This window comes from Hydrogenophaga aquatica, assembly GCF_054780915.1.
This window is the reverse complement of sequence record NZ_BAAGVK010000027.1, coordinates 1-17,161: the sequence shown is the minus strand read 5'-3', so window position 1 is coordinate 17,161 and position 17,161 is coordinate 1. Positions and strand designations below refer to the sequence as shown.

At 66.4% G+C, this 17,161-nt stretch carries 14 protein-coding genes; 7 read left to right on the top strand and 7 right to left on the bottom strand.

Annotated elements, in window-relative coordinates; all coding sequences use genetic code 11:
- The first annotated feature begins 120 nt into the window (after positions 1-120).
- Genes imuA through ACYVHH_RS17465 form a run of 3 tightly spaced genes read left to right on the top strand, consistent with a single transcriptional unit; the run spans position 121 to position 5,318 of the window.
- Positions 121-900: a translesion DNA synthesis-associated protein ImuA gene (gene imuA, locus ACYVHH_RS17475; protein WP_460566581.1), complete on the top strand. Its 780-nt coding sequence runs from the start codon at positions 121-123 to the stop codon at positions 898-900.
- Positions 845-2,200: a Y-family DNA polymerase gene (locus ACYVHH_RS17470; protein ID WP_460566579.1), complete on the top strand. Its 1,356-nt coding sequence runs from the start codon at positions 845-847 to the stop codon at positions 2,198-2,200. The genes imuA and ACYVHH_RS17470 overlap by 56 nt, the downstream gene beginning before the upstream one ends.
- On the top strand, positions 2,193-5,318 hold the full coding sequence (locus ACYVHH_RS17465) for an error-prone DNA polymerase (RefSeq protein ID WP_460566577.1): 3,126 nt from the start codon (positions 2,193-2,195) through the stop codon (positions 5,316-5,318). Before ACYVHH_RS17470 ends, ACYVHH_RS17465 begins: the two co-directional genes overlap by 8 nt.
- Before the next feature lie 14 nt (positions 5,319-5,332).
- Here the strand turns inward: ACYVHH_RS17465 and lexA are convergent, their stop codons facing one another.
- Together lexA and ylqF are read right to left on the bottom strand one after the other, a co-directional pair.
- Positions 5,333-5,986 (bottom strand): transcriptional repressor LexA, encoded by a 654-nt coding sequence (gene lexA / locus ACYVHH_RS17460; RefSeq protein ID WP_460566575.1) that lies wholly within the window; start codon positions 5,984-5,986, stop codon positions 5,333-5,335.
- A 199-nt stretch (positions 5,987-6,185) separates the two neighbouring features.
- A complete protein-coding gene (gene ylqF, locus ACYVHH_RS17455; RefSeq protein WP_460566573.1) occupies positions 6,186-7,127 on the bottom strand; it encodes a ribosome biogenesis GTPase YlqF in 942 nt (313 codons plus the stop codon).
- A 73-nt stretch (positions 7,128-7,200) separates the two neighbouring features.
- Here ylqF and ACYVHH_RS17450 point away from each other — a divergent pair, with 73 nt between their 5' ends.
- Complete coding sequence (locus ACYVHH_RS17450) at positions 7,201-7,818, top strand: class I SAM-dependent methyltransferase (protein ID WP_460566571.1); 618 nt, start codon at positions 7,201-7,203, stop codon at positions 7,816-7,818.
- A 10-nt stretch (positions 7,819-7,828) separates the two neighbouring features.
- On the opposite strand, the gene ACYVHH_RS17445 is transcribed toward ACYVHH_RS17450, so the two are convergent.
- From ACYVHH_RS17445 to ACYVHH_RS17435, 3 genes are all read right to left on the bottom strand, one after another.
- Positions 7,829-8,497: an HAD family hydrolase gene (locus ACYVHH_RS17445; RefSeq protein WP_460566569.1), complete on the bottom strand. Its 669-nt coding sequence runs from the start codon at positions 8,495-8,497 to the stop codon at positions 7,829-7,831.
- 65 nt (positions 8,498-8,562) lie between these two features.
- Positions 8,563-8,865, bottom strand: coding sequence for an H-NS histone family protein (locus ACYVHH_RS17440; protein ID WP_460566567.1), 303 nt, complete (start codon positions 8,863-8,865; stop codon positions 8,563-8,565).
- A 63-nt stretch (positions 8,866-8,928) separates the two neighbouring features.
- Positions 8,929-9,912: an RluA family pseudouridine synthase gene (locus tag ACYVHH_RS17435; protein WP_460566565.1), complete on the bottom strand. Its 984-nt coding sequence runs from the start codon at positions 9,910-9,912 to the stop codon at positions 8,929-8,931.
- A 574-nt stretch (positions 9,913-10,486) separates the two neighbouring features.
- On the opposite strand from ACYVHH_RS17435, the gene ACYVHH_RS17430 reads away from it, so the two are divergent.
- From ACYVHH_RS17430 to ACYVHH_RS17420, 3 genes are all read left to right on the top strand, one after another.
- Complete coding sequence (locus ACYVHH_RS17430) at positions 10,487-13,333, top strand: Rne/Rng family ribonuclease (RefSeq protein WP_460566563.1); 2,847 nt, start codon at positions 10,487-10,489, stop codon at positions 13,331-13,333.
- Between the two features lie 73 nt (positions 13,334-13,406).
- Complete coding sequence (locus tag ACYVHH_RS17425; RefSeq protein WP_460566561.1) at positions 13,407-13,907, top strand: hemerythrin domain-containing protein; 501 nt, start codon at positions 13,407-13,409, stop codon at positions 13,905-13,907.
- 142 nt (positions 13,908-14,049) lie between these two features.
- On the top strand, positions 14,050-15,195 hold the full coding sequence (locus ACYVHH_RS17420; RefSeq protein WP_460566559.1) for an alpha-hydroxy acid oxidase: 1,146 nt from the start codon (positions 14,050-14,052) through the stop codon (positions 15,193-15,195).
- Positions 15,196-15,260: 65 nt separating this feature from the next.
- Here ACYVHH_RS17420 and soxB read toward each other — a convergent pair whose 3' ends face one another.
- On the bottom strand, positions 15,261-16,985 hold the full coding sequence (gene soxB, locus ACYVHH_RS17415; RefSeq protein ID WP_460566557.1) for a thiosulfohydrolase SoxB: 1,725 nt from the start codon (positions 16,983-16,985) through the stop codon (positions 15,261-15,263).
- Positions 16,986-17,059: 74 nt separating this feature from the next.
- Complete coding sequence (locus tag ACYVHH_RS17410) at positions 17,060-17,161, bottom strand: thiosulfate oxidation carrier complex protein SoxZ (protein ID WP_460566723.1); 102 nt, start codon at positions 17,159-17,161, stop codon at positions 17,060-17,062.

Genomic DNA, 17,161 nt, shown 5'->3' with positions numbered 1-17,161 from the left:
AACAAGGGTTGCGCAAGCTCGCAGTGTATTCACCCGCGGCGCCTGTTGCTTGGTAGACGGAACAATCACGCCCCGGCTTTCTGTTTATACTGTAAATAAATACAGTATTTAAGATTTGCCATGTCCAGCCGTCATACATCCGCCCGCCTGGCCGACCCTGTCTGGCCGGGTGTCTGGCGTGGCGACCAGTTGGAAAACACCACAGGCACGGTCACGTCCAGCGGACACCCTGCGCTGGACGCCGCGCTGCCGGGTGGCGGCTGGCCGCAGGGGGCGCTGGTCGAACTGCTGCACAGCGGAGCCTGCCTGCCCGAATGGCGCCTGCTGCTGCCCACCCTGCGTGCAGTGGCTGCTGGGCGCCCGGTGCTGCTGGTGGCGCCACCGCACCGCCCCCACCTGAGTGCGCTGGCCGCACAAGGCCTGCCCGCCCACCGTCTGTGGCTGGCTGAAGCCCGCACGCCTGCCCTGGCACTGTGGTCTGCCGAACAGGCGCTGCGCTGCCCCGACCTTGGTGCCCTGCTGGTGTGGTTGCCACAGGCGCAACCCGAGCAGTTGCGCAGGCTGCACCTGGCCGCCCAAGCCACGGGCACACCCTTGTGCTTCGCCTGGCGCCCGCTGGAGGCTTCGTCATCGGCCTCACCGGCACCGCTGCGCCTGGCGGTACGCAGCCTGGGCTCCGATGGCCTGAGGCTGGACATGCTCAAACGCCGGGGTCCGCCACTGGAACGCCCCATCATGCTGCCCGCCAGCCTGCCCGTGCAACGCCTGCTGCCGGCCGTGCCCCTGCCTGCAGACATGGCAGCCAACGTGTACCCGATCGGCGGCCACAACCGCCCGACGCCCCATGTGGTGGATCGCTTTCGCCCCCGAACCGGCACCGGTTGGCGTACCTGCGCCTGAGGCACTGCTGCCCGCCTGCTGGTGGGCACTGCGCTTCACCCCACGGGTGTGCATGGCCGACGACCTGCTGTTGCTGGAAGCCGAAGCCAGCCTGCGCCTGTTTGGCGGAGAAGACGCCTTGCTGGAACGCTTGCGCCAAGAAGCTGCGGCATGGCAGTTGACGGCCATGGCCTGCGCCCCCACGGGACAGGCTGCCCTGGCCCTGCTGCATGCCCGGCAAGACACAGGGCACGGCGCCCTCCCCGGCACCAGCCCTCTGCCTCTGCTGCGTTGCCTGCCGCCACGGTTGAACCAGACGCTCGACCGGCTCCCTTTGCACAGCCTGGCCGCCACGCGCGAACACGCCCCTACCCTGCACCGCCTTGGCTGCCGCACCCTGGGCGACTTGCGGCGACTGCCGCGCGCCAGCATTGCCAGACGCTTCGGTGCCGCTGTGCTGCTGTGCCTGGACCAGGCCTATGGCCAGGCGGTGGAAACCCATGCGTGGCTGCAGGTGCCCGAACGCTTTGACCTGCGGCTGGAGCTGCCGGGGCGCATCGACCACGCCCCTGGCCTGCTGTTCGGCGCGCGCCGCCTGCTGCAGGCTTTGCAAGCCTGGCTGCAGATGCGCCAGCAAGGTGTGACCGAATTGCTGCTGCGCTGGGAGCATGACCGCTGGCGGCGAGGCGATGCGGCCGAAGGGCAGTTGCGGCTGCGCACCGCCGAGGCCACGCGCGACACAACCCACCTGGGCAGGCTGCTGGGCGAACACCTGGCCCGCACCACCTTGCAAGCGCCTGCCCTGGCCCTGCGGCTGGAAGCCACCGAGACCGCAGCGCTGCCCACCCGCAGCAACAGCCTGCTGCCCGACCCAGCCGAACACAGCGGTGAACGCTGGCCCCAGCTGCTCGAAAGACTCACCGCCCGGCTGGGCGCAGAACACCTGCTGCAGGGCGAGCCCCTGGCCGACCACCGGCCTGGACACATGCAGATTTGGCGGAGCGCGGCCGCACAGGCTGAACCACCCGCCAGCGCACCCCGAACGCGGCGGCCAGACGAGGCGCATGCCGCCTGGCAACCCCACTGGCTGGTGGACCCGCCCCAAGCGCTGCCCACACACAACGGCCACCCTTGCCATGCGGGCGCTGCGCTGACCCTGCTGGCTGGCCCCCTGCGGCTGGAAGGCCACTGGTGGGATGCCCAGCCCGCCGTGCGCGATCACTTCGTCGCGCAAAGCCCGCAGGGCGGTCTGCTGTGGGTTTTCCGGGAGCACGGCACCAGCGGATCGCCCGCCTGGTTCCTGCAAGGCTTCTATGGCTGAAGCTGCCACCCCGCCCGGCTACGCTGAATTGCATGCCCTGAGCAACTTCAGCTTCCAGCGTGGCGCCTCCCACCCCGAGGAACTGGTGGAACGCGCCCATGCGCTGGGCTACAGTGCCCTGGCACTGACCGACGCCTGCTCCATCGCGGGCGTGGTGCGCGCCCACGTGCGGGCCCGCGAACTGAAACTGCACCTCATCATCGGTGCGGAATTTCGCGTGCAAGCGCCGGCCCTGGGGTTGCAAGGTTTCACCCTGGTGCTGCTGGCCAAGAACCGCAGCGGGCATGCCCAGCTCTGCGAATTCATCACCCACGCCCGACGCCGCGATGCGCCACATGCACGCGAGCAGGGGCCAGGGCTGGAGCGCCTGCCGGTGCACCTGGATTGGCAAGACAACTGGCCCCCACTGCCCATGCACGACCTGCTGGCCTTGCTGGCCCCCTGGCGCGACGCCTGCCCAACGCTGCCCGAGGCCACCCTGACCCACGACCTTGACGCCCTGGGGCAATGGCTGCACCACCGCTTCCCGCAACGCGGGTGGCTGGCCGCCGAACTGCACGGGCAGCTGGACGATGCCCACTGGGCCCGGCAACTGGCGCAGGCGGCCCAACGGCAGCACCTGAAAGTGGTGACCTGCGGCAACGTGCACATGCACCAGCGTGCCCGCAAGCCTCTGCAGGATGTGCTCACCGCCGTGCGCCTGGGCCTGCCCCTGCAGGCCTGCGGCCTGACCTTGCAGCCCAACGCCGAGCGGCACCTGCGCCACCGCCAGCGCCTGGCCCAGATCCACCCGCCCGGCTGGCTGGCCGAAAGCCTGCACATTGCCCAACAGTGCACCTTCAACCTGGACGAGCTGCGCTACGAATACCCCGAAGAGGTGGTCCCCAAAGGCGAAACCCCGGCCAGCCACCTGCGCCAGCTCACCCTGGCCGGGGCACGCGATCGCTACCCGCAAGGGCTGCCCGGTGAAATCACTGCGCTGATCGAAAAAGAACTGGCCCTGATCGGCGAGCTGGGTTACGAAAAATACTTTCTCACGGTACACGACGTGGTCAAAGTCGCCCGCCAGCGCGGCATCTTGTGCCAGGGGCGGGGCTCGGCGGCCAACTCGGTGGTGTGCTACTGCCTGGGCATCACCGAGGTGGACCCGGAGCGCGGCAACCTGCTGTTCGAGCGCTTCATCAGCCGCGAGCGCAACGAACCGCCCGACATCGACGTGGACTTCGAGCACCACCGGCGCGAGGAGATCATCCAGTACCTCTACCTCAAGTACGGCCGTGACCGTGCCGCGCTCACGGCCACCGTCATCACCTACCGGGAGCGCAGCGCGCTGCGCGACGTGGCGCGCGCCTTCGGGCTCGACCCGGCCACGCTCACCGCCGAACACCCGCGCTGGGCACAGATCCAGGCCCTGGTGGATACGCTCAAGGGTTTTCCGCGCCACTTGTCGCAGCACACCGGCGGTTTCGTGCTCACTGGCGACCGGCTCACCTCCACCGTGCCCGTGGTGCCCGCCGCGATGGCCGGGCGCACCACCATCGAATGGGACAAGGACGACATCGACGCCCTGGGCCTGCTCAAGGTGGACGTGCTGGCGCTCGGCATGCTCAGCGCCTTGCAGCAGACGCTGCAGATGGTGGGCCAACGGCACGGGCGAACCCTGACACTGGCCGACATTCCCCCGGAAGACCCGGCCACCTACGACATGATCTGCGCCGCCGACACGGTAGGGGTGTTCCAGATCGAAAGCCGCGCCCAGATGAGCATGCTGCCGCGCCTGCGCCCCCGCAACTACTACGACCTGGTGGTGGAGGTGGCCATCGTGCGCCCCGGGCCTATCCAGGGCGGCATGGTCCACCCTTACCTGAAAGCCCGCGAACGCCAGCGCCAGGGCTTGCCGCTGGAATTGCCCAACGAAGCCTTGCGCCCGGCCCTGAAGCGCACACTGGGCGTGCCCATCTTCCAGGAGCAGGTGATGCAGATCGCCATGATCGCCGCCGACTTCACCCCAGGCGAGGCCGACGCCCTGCGGCGCTCCATGGCCGCCTGGCGGCGCAAGGGGGGGGTGGACCGCTTCCACGACCGGCTGATTGGCGGCATGCTGGCCAAGGGCTACCCGCAAGACTTCGCCGAGGCGATCTTCCGCCAGATTGAAGGTTTTGGGGAATACGGCTTCCCCGAAAGCCACGCCGCCAGTTTTGCGCTGCTGGTGTATGCCAGTGCCTGGCTCAAGCGCCACGAACCCGCCTGCTTTCTGGTGGCGCTGCTCAACGCCCAGCCCATGGGGTTCTACGCCCCGGCCCAACTGGTGCAGGACGCCCGCCGCCATGGCGTGACCGTGCACCCGGTGGACGTGCTGCACAGCGGCTGGCACAGCGGGCTGGAGGCAGGCACGGCACACAGCCCCCAACCCCAGGTACGGCTTGGCTTGCACCTGGTCAAAGGCATGTCAAAAGGCTGTGCCGGGCGGATCGCGCAAGCCCGCTCAAGCCATGTCCCGGCCAGCGTGGACGAACTGGCGCGGCTGGCCAGCCTTACCCCCCAGGAGCTTCGCCTGCTGGCCGAAGCCGACGCCCTGCGCAGCCTGGGTGGGCACCGCCGCCAGCAGGTCTGGCAAGCCAGTGCGTTGAACACGCCCGCCCCGCCCCTGTTGCGCGAGGCCCCGGTGCATGAGGAGGCCTGCCCCCTGCCGCCCCCGCCCGAAGGCGAGGACGTGCTCTTCGACTACACCAGCCTGGGCCTGACCCTGCGCAGCCACCCGCTGGCCCTGCTGCGCCCACGCCTGGAACGCCAGCGCCTGCAAACCGCGCAGGCCTTGCAGGCCCTGCCGCACGGGCGGCTGGTGCGCGCCTGCGGCCTGGTCACCGCGCGGCAACGGCCTGGCACCGCCAAGGGCGTGGTCTTTGTCACACTGGAAGACGAGACCGGCACCGTGCAGGTGATCGTCTGGCCCCGGCTGCGCGAACGCCTGGGGCGTGTGCTGGTGGAGTCGCGCCTGCTGGCGGTGCATGGGCAGTGGCAGCGCGAAGGCGAAGTCTGCCATCTGGTGGCGGGCCATCTGGCCGACCTGACCCCGCTGCTGGGCGACCTGCCCACGCGCAGCCGGGACTTCCGCTGAACCGGATCAAAAGTTCAGACGCCGCCCAGCGTGGGCCGAACCAGCCCCACCACCACGCCCTCGATTTCCAGCGCATCGCCGGGGCCAACCTCAATGTCGGCAAAGGCGGGATTGGCTGCTTCCAGAACAACGCCCCGGGGCGTGCGGCGCAGGCGCTTGACCGTCACGTCGTCCCCCAGGCGCGCCACCACCGTCTGGCCGTCGCGCGCCTCGCGGGTGGCGTGAACGGCCAGCAGATCGCCTTCCAGGATGCCTGCGTCGCGCATGGACAGGCCGCGCACCCGCAGCAGGTAGTCGGGGCGGCGCTCGAACAGCCTTGGGTCCACCGGGTAGGACGCCTCCACATGCGCCTGCGCCAGGATGGGCGAACCCGCTGCCACCCGGCCGATCAGCGGCAGCGTCAACTGTGCCAGACCGGGCATGGGTAGCTCCACCTGGCGCAGGGCGCCACCGCGCAGGCGGATGCCACGCGACGTACCCCCCACCAGTTCGATCGCCCCTTTGCGTGCCAGGGCGCGCAAGTGTTCTTCCGCCGCGTTGGGCGACTTGAAGCCAAAGGCCTGGGCGATCTCCACGCGCGTGGGCGGTGCGCCATGCTCACGCACAGCCTTTTCGATGAAGGAGAGGATGTCGCGCTGGCGCGAGGTGAGCGGGGTGGTATCGGTCATGGCGGGCCCTTTGTTCCAACTGTATCAAAAAACAGTATTTCAAGCCCCGCAAAGGATGCCCATTTTTTCGGCAGGGCAATCGCCTCCAAGGCAAATCAAGCACTTGTCACGCCCATACCGACATGCCCAGAACTTATTCACAAGGTTGTCCCGGGAAAACCGGGACAACCCAACCCTGCGGCAAGTTGTGCACAGGCGCTCAGTGGCGGGCACCGCCCCGGCGCTCTGCCTGACGGGCCTTGCGCTCGGCAGCCAGCTCGGCCTCCACCTTCAGCGCCGCCTTGAGCCACACGGCATACTCGTCCGGCGTCTCCAGCGTGATTCGCCCCAGCGTGCCGCTGCGGAAGTCGGTCAGCAGAATCTCTGCCGCCTTCTGCGCGTTGAGCCGCCCGCCAGGCAACAGGGCGCCGCGTTTGCGCCCGATGGCGGCCAGCAGCTCGTCGTCCTTCATGCCTGCCACCTGCTCGGGCGACAGCCCCCACTTGTAGCGCGCCTCCAGCAAGGCTCCATAGGGCTTCTGCAGAACTTTCAGCAGCTCCAGCGCCACCTCTTCCTCGTCATACGCGTTGCGCCCGACAGCGCCGCTGGCTGCCAGGTGGTAGCCGCTTTGCGGCACGATGATCTTGGGCCACAGCATGCCCGGCGTGTCGTAAAGGTAGAAGTCGTCAGCCAGCACGATGCGCTGTTCCTGCTTGGTCACGCCTGCTTCGTCACCCGTCTTGGCAGCGCGCTTGCCCACCAGCGTGTTGATGAGCGTGGACTTGCCCACGTTGGGAATGCCGCCGATGAGCACCCGCAAAGGCTTGACCATGCCGCCACGGTTCGGCGCCAGTTCACGGCAGGCGGCGATGATGGCGCGCGCGGGCGCCGTCATGCCCGCGTCCAGCCCAATGGCCCGCGTGCCCGGCTGTGCGTTGTAGTGCGCCAGCCAGGCCTCGGTGCGTACCGGGTCTGCCAAGTCCTGCTTGTTGAGCACCTTCAGCGTCGCCTTGCCTTCGGTGATGGCGGCCAGCATGGGGTTCGCACTAGACCCGGGCAGGCGGGCGTCGAGCATCTCGATGATGACGTCAATGCCTTTGATGCGTTCAAGAATGGCCTTCTTGGTCGCATGCATGTGACCTGGGAACCACTGTACCGACATGTCTGTTTCCGTTTCTGTATGACTGGTGCGATTGTGCACGTCACGCCCACCCAGCGTGCACCACAATACCCGCATGAGCACCTGGTACGAGCGTCACGTCCTGCCCTACCTCATCGACTGGGGATGCGGCCTGCCACTGGCCACGCGCCAGCGCAGGGCCCTGGTGCCGCGTGCACATGGGCGGGTGCTGGAAGTGGGCGTGGGCACGGGGCTGAACCTGCGCCACTACGACCGCCAGCAGGTGCAAAGCCTCACCGTTCTGGACCCGGCCGAAAGCCTGCACCGCCTGGCGCGCCAGCGGGCCGAACGCGCCGGGTTGCCTGTGGAACTGCTGGGCCTGTCTGCCGAGCGCATTCCCCTGCCCGACCACAGCTTCGACACCGTGGTGATGACCTGGACGCTGTGCTCCATTCCCGAGCCGCTGACCGCGCTGCGCGAAATGCGCCGCGTGCTGGCGCCACAAGGGCAGCTGCTGTTCTGCGAGCACGGATTGTCGCCGGAACCCGCCGTGCAACGCTGGCAGCGCCGCCTGGAACCCTGGTGGAGCCCCTGCACTGGCGGCTGCCATCTGACGCGCGACGTGCCCCAACTGTTGCGCGACGCGGGTTTTGCCCTGCCGGAACTGGAACAGCGCTACCTGATGCGGCCCCACACCCTGGGCTACCACTACTGGGGCCGCGCCACCGGCTGACCGCCCTTTTTCAGGCGTTGCCGCGCAGCCAGTCGTGCAATTCAGCCACCGAATGGGCCACGAAGCGCGGTTGGTACTCCGCAAACCCGTCGGGGTCGTGGGCGCCGTAGCTCACCCCCACGCTGGCGCAACCGGCGTTCACTGCCATCTGCAGGTCGTGCGTGGTGTCACCGATCATCAACGTGCGTTCCGGGTCCACCCCGAATTCGCGCATCAGTTCATTGAGCATCAAGGGACTGGGCTTGCCTGCGGTCTCGTCCGCCGTGCGGGAGCCATCGAACAAACCGTGCAGATCGACGTGGCGCAATGCCTCGTCCAGGCCACGCCGGCTCTTGCCGGTGGCCACGGTCAGCCAATGGTTGCGCGCCTTCAGGTCGTGCAACAAGGGCAGCACCCCCTGGAACAGCGAAATGTCGTGCTGGCTGGCGAAATAATGGTGGCGGTAACGCTCGCCCAGCAGCGGGTACCGCTCGGGCGGCACATCGGGCGCGGCATGTGCCAGCGCCTGCATCAGCCCCATGCCGATCACGTAGGACGCAGCCTCGTCGCTCGGCACCTGCCCGCCCACGTCGCGCACCGCCGCCTGTATGCAGCGGACGATGATGGCGGTGGAATCAAACAGGGTGCCGTCCCAGTCGAAGGCGATCAGGTCGAATTGGCGGGGGCGCATGGCAGACATCGTGGAAACCAAAAAAGCAAAGGGCGCATTGTGCGCCCTTTTGATTCACCCTGTTGCGGGCGAGTTCAGATGCGGTAGTCCTCAATGCTCTTGCCAGAAGCCAGCACCGCTTTCACCCATTCCGGCTTGCGGCCCGGGCCACCCGACCACAATTCACCGTTCGGGCCACGGAATTTCGCAGCCGATTTGGTCTTGGTACCGCCGGATTTGCGCGCACCGGTGCCACCCAGGTCTTCAACGGTGATGCCGTATTCCTTCATCTTGGCCTTGATGTCGGAAATCACATTCGCCAACTCCTGCTTGCGAACCTGTTCGGCCTGAGCCATCAGGGCCTGTGCCTGGCTGACCAATTCGGAATAAGTTGCCATTCGAACGTCCTTTCTGGTTATGAAACGGACTGCCATCTGAGACAGACCCGAATCGGATTCTAATCAGAAATACGCCGACACGTTGCACCAGCCCAGCAATTCAGGTGGCAAACCGGCTTTCAATTGCATCGGTTCCTGGCTGACAGGATGTTGCAGCGTCAATTGCCAGGCATGCAGGAACATGCGCTTGAGTCCGCGGCGCTGCAACAGTTTGTTGAGTTCGAAATCGCCGTATTTGTCGTCGCCGAGTATGGGATGCCCCGCGCTGGCCAGGTGCACACGTATCTGGTGTGTGCGACCGGTCTTGATGGTGACCGCCAGCAATGAAAACACCTGATCCGTTTCGCCATCCGAATCAGCGGGCAATGAAACCTGGCCCAATACCTTCACCAGGGTGATCGAACGCATGCCATCGGGATCGTCGGGCGTGGTGACCTTGACCCGCCTCTCGCCATCGGGCAGCAGGTATTTGTGCAGGGGCTGGTCAATCACCTTCTTGCGTGCGGGCCACACTCCCTTGACCAGGGCCAGATAGGTTTTCCCGGTTTCACGTTCGCGGAATTGGTCCTGCAATGCCTTGAGCGCGCTCCTTTTCTTGGCCACCAGCAATACACCGCTGGTTTCACGGTCCAGCCGGTGAACCAATTCCAGCAGCGGCGCCTGCGGGCGCGACTGGCGCAATTGCTCGATCACACCGAAAGAAACCCCGCTGCCGCCATGCACCGCCACACCGGCGGGCTTGTCAATGGCCAGCATCACGGCATCCTCGAACAGCACCGGGAATTCCCGTGACGGCACCACCTGAGTGGTTTTCGCTTCAGCGCGTTCGCTCAGCCTGATGGGCGGCACCCGGATCAGATCGCCCGGCTGAACGCGCGAATCGGCCTGCGCCCGTCCCTTGTTCAACCGCACCTCGCCGGAGCGGATGATCCGGTACACGTGTGTCTTGGGCACGCCTTTGAGCTCGCGCAGCAAATAGTTGTCCAGGCGCTGTCCGGCGGATTCGTTGTCGACCGTGAGATGGCGGACTGAGGGGGTGGAAGCCATGAAAACTGAGGGGCGGGCAGCGGATGGCGGTCAGGGCCCTTGCCCTTGGGAAGATACCCGGGGCGGGAACGCTCGGGATTTGAGCGCCGGGTACTATAATCCGCACATCCGACCGCGCGTTTAAGTGTTTGATTTGCCTTGGAGTTTAAGGCACGCACAAGTCCAGCGCGGGGCGGATGAAGTTGCCAGCCCCTGGCAGGCAGTGCCCGATGGCGCCCGAGACGGCCCCTGCGCAGGCACGCAGCCAGTGGCGAACCGACGTTGTAGATCAGCGAACCCGATACGGAATACCCCAAGCGTCCAGCCCGCGGCCCAAGGTGCCCCAGGCTGGACGAGGACACAAGTGACCACAGAGACAAACAGGCAAACCGCAGTGTTCAACACCGTCTTGCCCCCTTTGATCACCCACTTCCACGCGCCTATGCCCTGGCTGGGCTGAGCGTGAGCGGCATCTTGCGCCGCCGCTCGGCAGACCAGTGGCTCTCCGGCAATTCCTCCTCGTTCGCGTAATCAGCGCTGGTTCACGGCTTGAGCCCCCCATGGGGGCCGTTGTTTGTGAAACGAGGAACGCAACATGAAGCGCATGCTGATCAACGCCACGCAGGCCGAAGAGCGCCGCCTGGCGATCGTGGACGGGCAGAAACTGCTCGACTACGAAATCGAAATTGAAGGGCGCGAACAGCGCAAGGGCAACATCTACAAGGCCGTGGTCACCCGCGTGGAGCCTTCGCTGGAGGCCTGCTTCGTGGACTACGGTGAGGAACGCCACGGCTTCCTGCCCTTCAAGGAAATCTCGCGCCAGTACTTCCAGGGCAATGTGTCGCCGTCGCAGGCTCGCATCCAGGACGTGATCAAGGAAGGCCAGGAACTGCTGGTCCAGGTGGAGAAGGAAGAACGCGGCAACAAGGGCGCTGCGCTCACCACCTTCGTCAGCCTGGCTGGCCGCTACGTGGTGCTGATGCCCAACAACCCGCGCGGCGGTGGCGTGAGCCGCCGTATTGAGGGCGAGGACCGCGCCGAGCTGAAGGCCGCGCTGGACCAGCTCGAATACCCCAACGGCATGAGCATCATCGCCCGCACCGCGGGCATCGGCCGTGACGCGCCGGAACTTCAGTGGGACCTGAACTACCTGCTCAAGCTGTGGAGCGCCATCGACGGCGCCGCCAAGTCCGGCAAGGGCGCCTTCCTGATCTACCAGGAATCCAGCCTTGTCATCCGCGCCATCCGCGACTACTTCAACAGCGACATCGGCGAGATCCTCATCGACACCGATGACATCTACGAGCAGGCGCACCAGTTCATGAGCCACGTGATGCCCGAGCACGGGCACCGCGTCAAACGCTACCGCGACGACTCGCCGCTGTTCAGCCGCTTCCAGATCGAGCACCAGATCGAAACCGCCTACAGCCGCACCGTGCAGCTGCCCAGCGGGGGCGCCATCGTGATCGACCAGACCGAAGCGCTGGTGGCCGTGGACGTGAACTCGGCCCGCGCCATCAAGGGCGGCGACATCGAGGAAACCGCCACCCGCACCAACCTGGAAGCCGCCGACGAAGTGGCGCGCCAGGCCCGTCTGCGCGACCTGGGTGGCCTGATCGTGATCGACTTCATCGACATGGAGGAGAGCAAGAACCGCCGCGAAGTGGAAAACCGCCTGCGCGACGCCCTGCGCCAGGACCGCGCCCGCGTGCAGTTCGGCTCCATCAGCAAGTTCGGCCTGCTGGAAATGAGCCGCCAGCGCCTGCGCCCGACGCTGGCCGAAGGCGCGTCCATTCCCTGCCCGCGCTGCGGCGGCTCCGGCCACATCCGCGACACCGAGTCCTCGGCACTGCAGATCCTGCGCATCATCCAGGAAGAATCCCTGAAAGACAGCACCGCCGCCGTGCTGGTGCAAGTGCCCGTGGAAGTGGCCAGCTTCCTGCTGAACGAAAAGCGCACCGAGATCACCAAGATCGAACTCAAGCAGCGCATCAACGTGCTGCTGGTGCCCAACAAGTCGCTGGACACGCCGCACTACAAGCTGGAGCGCATCAAGCACGACGACCCGCGCCTGGACAACCTGGACGCCAGCTACAAGCTGGCCGACGAGGTGGACGACGTGGCCAGCTTCACGCGCCGCAGCCAGGAACGCACCAACAAGCAGGAACCCGTGATTAAGGGCGTGGTGTTCGACGGCCCCGCACCCGTGGCACCGCCCAAGCCTGAGGCTGCAGCCCCCGTGGCGGCACCGAAAGCCGCACCGGCGCCCGCGCCGGCCGAATCCGGCTTCTTCGCATGGCTCAAGCGCCTGTTCGGCGCCGCGCCTGCAGCTCAACCGGCACCTGCCCCCGCACCCGCCCCGGCTGCCCGCGAGGGCCGTGCCGAAGGCAAGGGCGACGGCAACCGCGGCGGACGCGGCCGTGGCCGCAATGAGCGTGGCCAGAGCCAGCGTGCCGAAGGCCAGGCTGGCGACAACCGCAACGCCGAGGGCCGCCGTGGTGAGCGCCAGCCGCGTGCCGAACGCCCCGAAGGTGAAAACCGCGAGGGCCGTGAAGGCGGCCGCCGCGAACGTGGCGAACGCCAGGACCGCCAGAACGGCGAGCGCGGCCAGCGTCCGGAACAGCAGCAGCGAGGCGAGCGCCGTGAAGGCGGCCGCGCCGAGGTTGCCGCCCAGGCGGCCGTGAACGGCGAATCCGCCACCACCACGGCAGAAGGCCAGGCCAGCGCTGGCGAACAGCGCCGTGACCGTGGCGAGCGCGGTGAGCGTGGCGAAGGCCGCCGCCGTGGTGGCCGTGGCGAAGGCCGCCGCAACGCCCCTGCCGAGGAAAACACCAGCGCCGTTGAAGGCAACGTGGCTGCAGATGTTGCGCAGGCAACCACGGAAGCCCCGGTGACGGCCGAAACCGCCACCGAAGGCCGTGCGCCGCGTGAACGCCGCAGCCGCGACCGCTACGGCCGCGACCGCCGCCAGCCCAGCGAAGTGGCCGCCGCCGAGAGCACGGGGGACAACACCGTGGAAACCGCTGTGGAAGCTGCTGGCGAGCCGGTGCGCTCCTACTTCACCATGCCTTCGGAAACAGCTGTGGCGGCACCTGTGCCCGCCGCCCCGGTGGCCGAACCGGTGGAAACCACCGTGGCTGAAGCCGCCCCGGTGGCTGTGGCCGCCCCCGTGGCACCGGCCGAGCCGTCTGGCATGCCTGCCGTCCAAGCGTTCGAACTGAAGGTGGACCAGCTGGCCAACATCGCCGAACAGGCTGGCCTGCAATGGATCCAGTCCGATGCTGACAAGGTGGCACAGGCGCAGGCAGCCATTGCCGCCGAGCCCAAGCCGGTGCACGTGCCGCGCGAGCCCAAGCCCGTGGCCGTGATCGACGAAGGCCCGCTGGTGCTGGTGGAAACCCGCCGCGACCTGCGCAACATGACCCTGCCTTTCGAAAGCTGAAGCCGTTGCTCCGCGTCCGGCGCCTTGACGCAGGTCAAGGTGTCCGCCGCGGGAGCTGGCTATCCTCTGCGCCATGTCTGACACCGCCAACGAATTCCCCGTCATCCCCGACCTGCACTGGGGCAACGAACTCCACACGGGCGACACCCGCATGGACGAAACCCACGAGGAGTTCGTCGACATGCTGGCACGCCTGCGCGCCCTGCCCGACAGCGAACAGCTGCCGCTGTACCGTGAACTGGTGCAACACACGGTAGAACACTTCGCCCAGGAAGACCGCTGGATGGTGGCCACCGGGTTCTCGGCGGACAACTGCCATACATCGCAGCACAACAGCATCCTCGACACCATGCGTGCCGTGGAAACCCACTACCTGCAAGGCGATACCGAGATCATCTCGCGCATGGCTGCGGCGCTGGCGGAGTGGTTCCCCATGCACGCCCAGAGCATGGATGCCGGTCTGGCACAGCACATGCAGTCCGTGAAGTTCGACAGCCGCAGCGAAACCCTCGAAGATCCTTCGCTGGTCCGCCCCGCCACGATGAGCGGGTGCGGCAGCGTCAGTTGCAGCTGAAAACCGCACACGTTGAACACGGTTGCCCCGGTGCCCAACGGCCCGGGGCAATTTTTTTCAAACCGCTGTCGCCTGCTTTCACGACAGCCCGCACGCCACGGCGCTACCATGCCGGCACACCACCACAAACCGGAGACTGTGCATGCCTGTGATCACCAACATCGAAGACCTGCGCGTGCTGGCCAAGCGTCGCGTGCCCCGCATGTTCTACGACTACGCCGACAGCGGCTCGTGGACCGAGAGCACCTACCGCGCGAACGAGGCCGACTTCCAGGCCATCAAGCTGCGCCAGCGCGTGGCGGTGAACATGGAAGGCCGCACCACACGCACGACGATGGTGGGCCAGGACGTGGCCATGCCAGTGGCCATCGCCCCCACCGGGCTGACCGGCATGCAGCATGCCGACGGTGAAATCCTGGCCGCGCGCGCCGCCAAGAAATTCGGCATCCCCTTCACGCTGTCCACGATGAGCATCTGCTCCATCGAGGATGTGGCCAAACACGCGGGCGAAGGTTTCTGGTTCCAGCTGTACGTGATGCGCGACCGCGACTTCATCGAGCGGCTGATCGACCGCGCCAAGGCAGCCAATTGCGCCGCGCTGGTGCTGACGCTGGATCTGCAGATCCTGGGCCAGCGCCACAAGGACCTGAAGAACGGTCTGTCGGCCCCACCGAAGCTGACGGTGGCCAACATGATCAACATTGCCACCAAGCCGCGCTGGGCCTTGGGCATGCTGGGCACGCCGCGCCGCCAGTTCGGCAACATCGTGGGGCACGTCAAGGGCGTGGAGAACATGGGCAGCCTGTCGGCCTGGACGGCGCAGCAGTTCGACCCGCGCCTGAACTGGGGCGATGTGGAGTGGATCAAGAAGCGCTGGGGCGGCAAGCTCATCCTCAAGGGCATCCAGGACGTGCAGGACGCGCGCTTGGCCGTGGATTCGGGCGCTGACGCACTGATCGTGAGCAACCACGGCGGGCGCCAGCTGGACGGCGCGGAAAGCAGTATCCGCGCCTTGCCCCAGATCGTGGCCGAAGTGGGCAACAAGATCGAGGTGCACATGGACGGCGGCATCCGCTCCGGCCAGGACGTGCTCAAGGCCCGTGCCCTGGGCGCGCGCGGCACGTACATTGGCCGGGCCTTCCTGTACGGGCTGGGCGCCATGGGCGAGGAAGGTGTCTCCAAGACACTGGAGATCATCCACAAGGAGCTGGACCTGACCATGGCCTTCACTGGCCACACCAACATCAACCAGGTGGACAGCAGCATCCTGCTGCCGGGCACCTTCTGACAAGCCCCATGCAATGAAAAAAGGCCCGCGCAAAGCGGGCCTTTTGATTGGTGGCAGAGCCGCCGTCAGGCGGCCAAGCCAGGGTTGCCTTCCATGCCGATGACTTTCGGGGCATTGATCTTGAGCTGCTTGACGACCTTCTTGTCACGCAGGTAGCCAGACACCACGTCCCAGATCGGCGTGCCCTGCACACCTTCCTGGACCGAAGCCCAGCCCGCCACCTTGTACTTCTTGTCCGCCTCGATGGGCTTGCCCTTGAGCGTCATGTTGTTGATGCGCTGGCCCATGGGGGCGTTGGGGGTGCAGCTGTAGCTCATGCCGCCCACGCGGACCATGTCGCCACCCTGCTGGAAGTAGGGATCGGGGTTGAAGATGTTGTCGGCCACGTCTTCCAGGATGCCCTTGATCTGCTCGCCCGTGAACTCGTTGAGCGTGGTGGCGGGATAGGTCATGGCCATCTGGTCCATCATGCGCTCGTAGGTGATGGTGTCGCCCGGCAGCAGGCTGGTACCCCAGCGCACGCCCGGCGAGAAGGCCATGTCAGCGCCCTTGACGTCCATCAGCGCGTCGAGGATGAGCTGGTCCCACGAGCCGTTGAAGTTGCCGCGGCGGTACAGCGCGCCTTCGGACACGGCCAGTTTCTCTTCCAGCTTGTCCTTGTAGGGCGCACGCACCTTGTCGATGAGGGCCTGCATGGCCTTGTCAGCGGGCAGCAGGTTGGCGAACACAGGCATCAGCTTGTAGCGGAAGTCCTGGATCTTGCCGCCGCGAACGTCGAAGTCGAGCACGGCCAGGAACTTGCCGTTGGAACCGGCGTTGGTCACCAGCGTCTGGCCGCCAGCGTTCTTGACGATCACCGGCGCGGGCATGCCGTCATGCGTGTGGCCGCCCAGGATGGCGTCGATGCCACGCACGCGCGAGGCCATCTTGATGTCCACGTCCATGCCGTTGTGCGACAGCACCACCACAACCTGCGCCCCTTTGGCACGCACTTCGTCCACCTGCTTCTGCATGTTTTCGTCCTGGATGCCGAAGCTCCAGTCGGGCACGAAGTGGCGCGGGTTGGCGATGGGGGTGTAGGGGAAGGCTTGGCCGATCACGGCGATCTTGACGCCGTTTTGCTCCTTCATGGTGTAAGGAGCAAACACCTGGTCGCCGAAATCTGCCGTGGTGACGTTCTGTGCCACGAAGTCGATGTGACCCTTGAAGTCCTTCTCGACGATTTCCTTGACGCGGTCGGCACCGAAGGTGAATTCCCAGTGCGGGGTCATGATGTCCACGCCCAGCAGCTTGCAGGCGTCGACCATGTCCTGGCCGTTGGTCCACAGCGAGGTGGCGGAGCCCTGCCAGGTGTCGCCGCCGTCGAGCAGCAGCGCGTGCGGGCGGTTGGCCTGGATCTGCTTGACCAGCGTGGCCAGGTGCGCGAAGCCCCCCACCTTGCCGAACGTGCGCGCGGCCTTGTCGAAGTTGAGGTAGCTGAATGCGTGGGCCTGGGCCGTGTTGGGCTTGATGCCATAGTGCTTCAGCAACTGCTCGCCCACGATGTGCGGCGGGCGCCCCACAGCTTCGCCAACGCCGAGGTTGACACTGGGCTCGCGGAAGTAGATGGGCATCAACTGCGCGTGGCAGTCGGTGAAATGCATGAAGCTGACGTTGCCGAACTTGGGCAGGTCGTACAGGCGCTCGCCCGCGCCAGGGGTGGCGGCAAGGACGTCCTTGTGGCTGATGGCCATGCCGGCGGCGCTGGCCATGGCCAGCACCTGCATGAACTCACGACGGCTGAAGCTCATGAATATTCCTTCGGTTTGTGGTGGTCGGGACAAAAAAGGCCAGCATGGGCTGGCCTTGCCGGGGCCGTTTCCGCTCAGGAAATGGCGGCCTCGTCGGTGCGGGTGTCACCCTTGTTGTCGGTCCACTTGACCACCACCTTCTCACCCTTGGCCGCGCCCTTGAACTTGAACGACAG

What these genes read in the sequence shown, in the direction of transcription:
- imuA (WP_460566581.1), top strand. Translation starts at nt 121, where the DNA reads ATGTCCAGCCGTCATACATCCGCCCGCCTGGCCGACCCTGTCTGGCCG.
- ACYVHH_RS17470 (WP_460566579.1), top strand. Translation starts at nt 845, where the DNA reads ATGTGGTGGATCGCTTTCGCCCCCGAACCGGCACCGGTTGGCGTACCT.
- ACYVHH_RS17465 (WP_460566577.1), top strand. Translation starts at nt 2,193, where the DNA reads ATGGCTGAAGCTGCCACCCCGCCCGGCTACGCTGAATTGCATGCCCTG.
- lexA (WP_460566575.1), bottom strand. Translation starts at nt 5,986, where the DNA reads ATGACCGATACCACCCCGCTCACCTCGCGCCAGCGCGACATCCTCTCC.
- ylqF (WP_460566573.1), bottom strand. Translation starts at nt 7,127, where the DNA reads ATGTCGGTACAGTGGTTCCCAGGTCACATGCATGCGACCAAGAAGGCC.
- ACYVHH_RS17450 (WP_460566571.1), top strand. Translation starts at nt 7,201, where the DNA reads ATGAGCACCTGGTACGAGCGTCACGTCCTGCCCTACCTCATCGACTGG.
- ACYVHH_RS17445 (WP_460566569.1), bottom strand. Translation starts at nt 8,497, where the DNA reads ATGTCTGCCATGCGCCCCCGCCAATTCGACCTGATCGCCTTCGACTGG.
- ACYVHH_RS17440 (WP_460566567.1), bottom strand. Translation starts at nt 8,865, where the DNA reads ATGGCAACTTATTCCGAATTGGTCAGCCAGGCACAGGCCCTGATGGCT.
- ACYVHH_RS17435 (WP_460566565.1), bottom strand. Translation starts at nt 9,912, where the DNA reads ATGGCTTCCACCCCCTCAGTCCGCCATCTCACGGTCGACAACGAATCC.
- ACYVHH_RS17430 (WP_460566563.1), top strand. Translation starts at nt 10,487, where the DNA reads ATGAAGCGCATGCTGATCAACGCCACGCAGGCCGAAGAGCGCCGCCTG.
- ACYVHH_RS17425 (WP_460566561.1), top strand. Translation starts at nt 13,407, where the DNA reads ATGTCTGACACCGCCAACGAATTCCCCGTCATCCCCGACCTGCACTGG.
- ACYVHH_RS17420 (WP_460566559.1), top strand. Translation starts at nt 14,050, where the DNA reads ATGCCTGTGATCACCAACATCGAAGACCTGCGCGTGCTGGCCAAGCGT.
- soxB (WP_460566557.1), bottom strand. Translation starts at nt 16,985, where the DNA reads ATGAGCTTCAGCCGTCGTGAGTTCATGCAGGTGCTGGCCATGGCCAGC.